Raw genomic sequence first — 7,107 nt, 5'->3', positions numbered from 1 at the left:
GACCGCATTACCCACCACTGCGACATCGTCGAGACCGGCAACGACAGCTGGCGATTCAAGCACCGCAGCTGACGCGCGGGACCACCGGCAGAAGATGCTTCGCGCTGGTTGCGCCTCCGGTCGGGCTACGCCCGCCCTACGCCGCAACCAGCGCGAACGGCACGCCCGCCATACCCGTCACACCGCTCGACAAACGGGGTCCCTTTTGGACGCCGATAGGGGGTCCTTTTTGGACGCCGATTGACAATCCAGACCTCCAGCCCCTTGCTCAGCGGCATGGCCCACAAACCGGTCGCGGCCGTCTGCGGAAGGGGCATCGCGATATGCGCGGATGACGCCGCTCCCGGGATCGACAAGATCGCCTCGAATGCGGTCTCGGCGCTTGCTGGCCAACTCGCGAAGCGATGTCCGGCCAGCCGATCGAGATAAGCCGAAGCGACAGCCTCGTACACGTCGTCGCGGTCCAGCTTCAGCTTCGGCTCGATTGACGTCATGTAGCTGACTGCGAATCGGATCGGCTTGAACACGCGGCGTTCCCGCAGCAGCGCGGCGAGACGGCGGTACAGGATGCCGTCGGTCCTGCCCGTGCCCTCCAGCAGCGCGGCGCGAAGACGGAAGATTTCTCGGTGCGGCTCCGTGTCGATGGAGGGGACGGGTTCTGGGTCGCCAGGCGCCTCCCATATGGTCATGCCGCCCCAATCCTGCGGCTGACCAAGTTGGTCGGCAGGTAACCAGGAATCGATCACCGTCGAGGCGAGCAGGGTGAGTTGCTCCGCGATCGCTTTGTCCATCGAGCCGCGAATGCCCGCGAGCCGTTCGAAGCCGCGATCGAGCAGCGCCAGCGCATCCTTGACCGGCCTGTGGGCCAATTGCCCGCGAAGCCTGAGGACCTCGTTCTTGTAAAAGGTAATGAGTTCGCCGCGCATAGCGGCGGCCGCGACCGGGTCGGTCGTGCCGAGGCTCGCGGTCCATTCTCTCTTGCCGACGAGATGCCGGATGTCCGGCGGCACCGCCATGCGGAACTGCTCGTTCCTGGATTTTGCCCGCTTCACGGAATGTGACATCCGACGCCCCATTTGTAGCACCCATTTGTAGCACCGGGCACTTGCTGAAGCGTTGATTTTAGCGATTTCCGCCGAATTCCTCGCCTTTTTGCGAGGATGGTGACCCCTACGGGAATCGAACCCGTGTTTCAGCCGTGAAAGGGCCGCGTCCTAACCGCTAGACGAAGGGGCCGTGAGGCGTGGCGGGTCCCTTGGCGGAAAGGGCGGCGGGGGTCAAGGGGTCAGTTGGCCCAGGCGGCGTCGTCGATGTGCAGTTCCGCCGCCGGGCGCGCGCCCCATTCGTCGAGCCGCGCGCGTCCCGCCAGCCACAGCCGCCGCGATGGGCCGGCGGCCAGCAATGCCTGGCCCAGCGCATTGTCGGCGGCGCGGAATGCCATCGCCTTCAGGCTGCGGCCGTCGTCGCCGGCGACGATCGCGCGGACATGGCCGTTGCCGACCACGTCGACCTTGATCGTGCGCACCGGCCCCACCGCCACGCGCGGCGCGGGCCAGCCGGTGCCGTAGGGGCCGCCGGCCTCCAGCGCATGGACCAGATCGGGGGTGACCCCGCCCGCCGCGACGACCGAATCGACCAGCAGCGCGCGGTTCTCCCGCGCCACCTCCACCGCCGCGCCCAGCCGTGCCTCCAGATCGTCGGCGAAGGCGGGGATGGCGTCGCTGGCGATCGTCAGCCCCGCCGCCATCGCATGGCCGCCGCCCGCGATCAGCAGCCCGCGCTCCTTCGCGGAAAGCACCGCCGCGCCCAGGTCGACGCCGGTGATCGACCGGCCCGATCCCTTGCCGATGCCGTTCTCGTCCAGCGCGATGACGATCGCCGGGCGGCCCAGCCGCTCCTTCAGCCGCCCCGCGACGATCCCGATCACGCCCGGGTGCCAGCCTTCGCCAGCGACGACGCACACCGCGCGGTCGGTACACAGCATCGCCTCCGCGCCTTCCTGCACCATCGCCTCGATCGCGCGGCGTTCGTCGTTGAGGCGATCCAGCTCCGCCGCCAGCGCGCGCGCCTCCGCCGGATCGCGCGTCGTCAGCAGCCGCACGCCCAGGTCCGCGCGCCCGACGCGTCCGCCGGCGTTGATGCGCGGCCCGAACGCGAAGCCCAGGTCGCTGGCGGTCGGCGCGCGCGTGAGCCGCGCCGCCTCGCCCAACGCGGCCAGCCCGATGTTGCGGCGCTGCGCCATCACCTTCAGCCCCTGCGCCACGAAGGCGCGGTTCAGCCCGCGCAGCTGTGCGACATCGGCGACGGTGCCCAGCGCGACCAGATCGAGCAGGTCGAGCAACCGCGGTTCGGCGTGCCCCGCGAAATAGCCGCGCGCGCGCAATTCGCGGATCAGCGCGGCACCCAGCAGGAACGCCACCCCCACCGCCGCCAGATGGCCGTGCGCGGCGCCGTCGCCCTCGTCCTGGCGGTTGGGGTTCACCACCGCATGGGCGCGCGGCAGCTGCGTCGCGCATTGGTGATGATCGACGACGATCACGTCGGCGCGCGCGCCGGCCAGCGCGTCGAACGCCTGCGCCCCGCAATCGACCGTGACGATCAGCGTCGCGCCCTCCGCCGCCAGCCGCTCCATCGCTGCGGCATTGGGGCCGTATCCCTCGACCAGCCGATCGGGGATATAGACGCGCGCGTCGCGTCCCAGCTCGCGCAGCAACAGCACCAGCAGCGCCGATGATGTCGCGCCATCGACATCGTAATCGCCGAAGATCGCGACCGCCTCGTCGCGCTCCACCGCATCGGCCAGTCGCGCGGCGGCCACGTCCATGTCGCGGAAGATCGACGGATCGGGCATGAACCCCCGAATCGACGGCGCCTTGTGCGCCTCCAGCGCCTCGCGCGGGCACCCGCGCGCCAACAGCAATTGCGTGAGCAGGTCGTCAGGCATCAACCCGTCGCGCTGGTCCGTCGCCAGCGCGCGCCAGTGCCAGGGTTGGCCGAGGATCGACCGGTCGATGTCCAGAACGCGCCGCATCGCCGGTGCCATACAGGGACGGGGCGGCTTCGTCACTGTCGATGGAAAATGCGGATGTGATGTTGTAACATTTGTGCGCCTGGCCTATCTGCCGGTTTGCCATGGCACAGCGATCCTCCTCCGACGCAGGCGCGCACCGGCTCGATCGCTGGGCGATCTGGTTGTCGGCGGCGTGCGTCGTCCATTGCCTGGCGACGACGGTGGCGCTGGCGCTGCTGTCCACCGCCGGCGGCCTGCTGGGCAGCCCGCTGATCCACGAAGCGGGGCTGGTGATGGCGCTGGCGCTGGGCGTGTTCGCGTTCGGGCGCGGCGCGGTGCGGCATCGCCGGCCGCTGCCGATCGTGTTGGGCGCGACCGGGCTGGCGCTGATGGCCTCGGCGCTGGTGGTGGCGCATGGCGCGCACCATCTGGCCGAAACCGCGCTGACGGTCGCCGGGGTCGCGGTGCTTGCGCTGGGCCATGCGCTCAACCGGCACAGCCACGCGCGCGCTGTCGATCGCTGAGCTTGCCGGGGCGCCGTGCGGTGCCTATCTCATCGCGCATGGGGCACGGGCATCACGAACCGGAGGGAGACGCGCTGATGGGCGCGGCGCAGGCTGCGCTGGAGGGCGCGGGCGAGCAATGGACGGTGATGCGCGCCGGCGTGTTCGCGGCGCTGTCGGGCTTCGCCAAGCCGGCCTCTGCCTATGACATTGCGGAGGCGGTGTCGCGCGCGGAGGGGCGACGGATCGCCGCCAACAGCATCTATCGCATCCTCGACCTGTTCGTCGCGGCCAATCTGGCGCAGCGGGTGGAAAGCGCCAACGCCTATGTCGTCAACGCGCACCCCGGCTGCCGGCACGACTGCATCTTCCTGGTGTGCGATGCGTGCGGGAAGACCACGCACCTCGACGACGACCGGCTGACCAGCGACCTGCGGAAGACCGCGCTGACCGCCGGCTTCACGCCCGAACGCCCGGTGGTGGAGGTGCGTGGCCGCTGCGCCGCCTGCGCGGGATAGGCCATCGATCGTCGGCGGGTCGACGCGCATCGACGTGAGGCAAGCGCCGCTTCGCGCAGCGCGATCTCCGCGCCGATCTTCCCTGCGCCGCCGCCGCTCGCGTCGACGCGCCTACAGCGCCTTCCCCATCCGCGCGCCCGGCACCGGCACGTCGCCGCGCGCCATGTCCGCCACACGTTCGATCACGCGATAGCCGCACGCGGCGTACAGCGGCTCGCCCGCCAGCGTCGCCATCATTTCCACCCGCGCGAACCCCGCGTCGCGCGCCGCCGTCTCGCACAGCGACAGGATCAGTCGTCCGACGCCGCGGCGCGTGAATGCCGGGTCGGTGTACATCGCGCGGATTCGCGCCGCCTCGGTGGCGGGGTCCAGCCGCCGCGCGTCGCGCAGGTCCCCAGAATGGTTGCCGCCGTACAAGGTCGCGCGAAAGCTCCACCCGCCGCATCCCGCCAGCTGTCCGTCGGCGGCGTGCACCACGAAATAGCTGCCGTCGTCGATCAACTGCGTGTCCAGCCCCATCGCCGCGCGGCTTGCCACGATCGCCGCCGGGGACAGGTGGTCCCGCTGCAATTCGGTGATCGCGCGGTCCATCACCGCGGCGATCGCGGGGATATCGTCGGGGGTGGCAAGCCGGTGGGAAAGCATGGCCGCTGCCTCGCCCGGCGGCGTCTGCGCGGTCAACCGTAAAAAGCGGCAATCGACATGCTGATATCGCTCAGCTATTCCGGTCGGATGGCCAATGCCCCCGAAACACCCCTGCTCGACACCGTCGCTACGCCGTCCGATCTCCGCACGTTGCGCCCCGAACAGCTGCGCCAGCTGGCCGATGAACTGCGGCAGGAAACGATCGCCGCCGTCGGCGTGACCGGCGGCCACCTCGGCTCCGGGCTGGGCGTGGTCGAGCTGACCGTCGCGATCCATTATGTGTTCGACACCCCGCGCGACCGGCTGATCTGGGACGTCGGGCACCAATGCTACCCGCACAAGATCCTGACCGGGCGGCGCGACCGTATCCGCACGCTGCGGCAGGGCGGGGGGCTGTCGGGCTTCACCAAGCGGAGCGAGAGCGAATACGACCCGTTCGGCGCGGCGCACAGCTCGACGTCGATCTCGGCCGCGCTTGGCTTCGCCACCGCCAACAAGCTGACCGGCGCGCCGGGCAAGGCGATCGCGGTGATCGGCGACGGCGCGATGTCCGCTGGCATGGCCTATGAGGCGATGAACAATGCCGAGGCGGCGGGCAATCGCCTGGTCGTCATCCTCAACGACAATGACATGTCGATCGCGCCGCCGGTCGGCGGGCTGTCGGCCTATCTCTCGCGGATCGTGTCCAGCCGCGAATTCCTGGGCGTGCGCGAGCTGATGAAGAAGTTCGCGCGCCGCCTGCCGCGTCCGTTCCACGCCGCCGCGCGCAAGACCGACGAATATGCCCGCGGCATGACGATGGGCGGTACGCTGTTCGAGGAGCTGGGCTTCTACTACGTCGGGCCGATCGACGGGCACAATCTCGAGCATCTGATCCCGGTGCTGGAAAATGTGCGCGATGCGGAGGAAGGCCCGATCCTGATCCATGTCGTGACGAAGAAGGGCAAGGGCTACGCCCCGGCGGAAAACGCCGCCGACAAATATCACGGCGTACAGAAGTTCGACGTCATCACCGGCACCCAGGCGAAGGCGCCGCCGGGGCCGCCGGCCTATCAGAACGTGTTCGGCGATGCGCTGGCGCGCGCGGCGGATGCCGATCCGCGGATCTGCGCGATCACCGCGGCGATGCCGTCGGGCACCGGGCTCGACCGCTTCGCCGCCGCGCATCCCGACCGTTTCTTCGACGTCGGCATCGCCGAACAGCATGCGGTCACCTTCGCCGCCGGGCTGGCGGCGCAGGGGATGCGGCCGTTCTGCGCGATCTATTCGACCTTCCTGCAACGCGCCTACGACCAGGTGGTCCACGACGTCGCTATCCAGAACCTGCCGGTGCGTTTCGCGATCGACCGCGCCGGGCTGGTCGGCGCGGACGGCGCGACCCATGCGGGCAGCTTCGACGTCACCTATCTGGCGACGCTGCCCAATTTCGTCGTGATGGCGCCGGCGGACGAGGCGGAGCTGGTCCATATGGTCCACACCTGCGCCGAATATGACGACGGCCCGATCGCGGTGCGCTATCCGCGCGGCGGCGGCACCGGCGTCGCGCTGCCCGCGGTGCCGGAGCGGCTGGAGATCGGCAAGGGCCGCATCGTGCGCGAGGGCAAGTCGGTCGCGATCCTGTCGCTCGGCACGCGTCTGGGCGAGGCGCTGAAGGCGGCCGAGGTGCTGGAGGCGCGCGGGCTGTCGACCACCGTCGCGGACCTGCGCTTCGCCAAGCCGCTGGACGAGGCGCTGATCCGCCGCCTGCTGACCAGCCACGAAGTCGCGGTGACGATTGAGGAGAATGCGGTCGGCGGCCTCGGCGCGCATGTGCTGACGATGGCGTCGGACGCCGGGCTGACCGATGCCGGCCTCAAGATCCGCACGCTGCGCCTGCCCGATCGCTTCCAGGACCAGGACAAGCCCGAGGTGCAATATGCCGAGGCGGGGCTGGATGCCGACGCGATCGTCGCCACCGTCCTGTCGGCGCTGCGCTACAACGAAGCGGGCGTGATCGCGCGCGCGTGACCGGCTGGGAGAAGGTCGGCGCGCTCACCGCGCTCTACGCGGTGGGGATGCTGTGGGCCAATTATGCGATGCTGCGCCGGGTGAAGGGCGCGGTGGCCGAGCGTGCGGCGTGGACCGCGGCCGATTTCGACGCGGTGTTCGCCGGCGCCGACCCGCGCGTCGCCCCGGCGGTGCGCGCGGCGCTGGCGCCATGGTACGGGGAAGGGGTGGTGCCCCAGCCCGAGGACACGCTCAAACGCTTCCTCAAGATGGCGCGCGGCGACGTGGAGGATGTCGCCAACGCCGCCGCCGCCGCTTTGGCGCTGCCCGACGACTCGCTGGTCCCCGACCTGCCCGACGTGGCGGCGCTGGTGCGCTACCTCGACGGGCGGGTGGGGGCGTCAGGGGTGTTTGAAAACTCGTGGAAGAGCGAGTTTTAAGGCGG

Annotated in this window: 8 protein-coding genes and 1 tRNA gene; 5 read left to right on the top strand and 4 right to left on the bottom strand. The window is 70.1% G+C overall.

Annotation, left to right across the window (positions count from 1 at the left end; translation table 11 throughout):
• Nucleotides 1-72, top strand: a 72-nt coding sequence (locus COA17_RS20190) for an ATP-binding protein (RefSeq protein WP_217991017.1), incomplete at its 5' end; no start/stop codon positions are given.
• Nucleotides 73-125: 53 nt separating this feature from the next.
• On the opposite strand, the gene COA17_RS19480 is transcribed toward COA17_RS20190, so the two are convergent.
• From COA17_RS19480 to recJ, 3 genes are all read right to left on the bottom strand, one after another.
• A complete protein-coding gene (locus tag COA17_RS19480; RefSeq protein ID WP_176484946.1) occupies nt 126-1,064 on the bottom strand; it encodes a DUF6538 domain-containing protein in 939 nt (312 codons plus the stop codon).
• A gap of 97 nt (nt 1,065-1,161) precedes the next feature.
• Nucleotides 1,162-1,236 (bottom strand) — tRNA-Glu (locus COA17_RS16885).
• A gap of 49 nt (nt 1,237-1,285) precedes the next feature.
• Entirely contained in the window at nt 1,286-3,031 is a 1,746-nt protein-coding gene (gene recJ / locus COA17_RS16880; RefSeq protein ID WP_096614006.1) for a single-stranded-DNA-specific exonuclease RecJ, read from the bottom strand.
• 101 nt (nt 3,032-3,132) lie between these two features.
• On the opposite strand from recJ, the gene COA17_RS16875 reads away from it, so the two are divergent.
• Nucleotides 3,133-3,534 carry a MerC domain-containing protein gene (locus tag COA17_RS16875; protein ID WP_096613998.1) on the top strand — a complete coding sequence of 134 codons (402 nt, stop codon included), beginning with the start codon at nt 3,133-3,135 and terminating at the stop codon, nt 3,532-3,534.
• 77 nt (nt 3,535-3,611) lie between these two features.
• Nucleotides 3,612-4,031: a Fur family transcriptional regulator gene (locus COA17_RS16870; protein ID WP_245857904.1), complete on the top strand. Its 420-nt coding sequence runs from the start codon at nt 3,612-3,614 to the stop codon at nt 4,029-4,031.
• 111 nt (nt 4,032-4,142) lie between these two features.
• Here COA17_RS16870 and COA17_RS16865 read toward each other — a convergent pair whose 3' ends face one another.
• The gene (locus COA17_RS16865; RefSeq protein ID WP_066486824.1) at nt 4,143-4,676 is read right to left on the bottom strand and encodes a GNAT family N-acetyltransferase; all 534 of its coding nucleotides are present in this window, start codon (nt 4,674-4,676) and stop codon (nt 4,143-4,145) included.
• Nucleotides 4,677-4,763: 87 nt separating this feature from the next.
• Here COA17_RS16865 and dxs point away from each other — a divergent pair, with 87 nt between their 5' ends.
• Complete coding sequence (gene dxs, locus COA17_RS16860) at nt 4,764-6,683, top strand: 1-deoxy-D-xylulose-5-phosphate synthase (RefSeq protein ID WP_066486827.1); 1,920 nt, start codon at nt 4,764-4,766, stop codon at nt 6,681-6,683.
• Nucleotides 6,680-7,102 (top strand): hypothetical protein, encoded by a 423-nt coding sequence (locus COA17_RS16855; protein WP_096613994.1) that lies wholly within the window; start codon nt 6,680-6,682, stop codon nt 7,100-7,102. The genes dxs and COA17_RS16855 overlap by 4 nt, the downstream gene beginning before the upstream one ends.
• Nucleotides 7,103-7,107: the final 5 nt, after the last annotated feature.

The sequence above is a fragment of the Sphingomonas ginsenosidimutans genome (genome assembly GCF_002374835.1).
In the GTDB taxonomy this organism is placed as follows: Bacteria; Pseudomonadota; Alphaproteobacteria; order Sphingomonadales; family Sphingomonadaceae; genus Sphingomonas; species Sphingomonas ginsenosidimutans.
The sequence above is the reverse complement of the archived record's forward strand: the minus strand, read 5'-3'. Positions and strand labels throughout refer to the sequence as shown.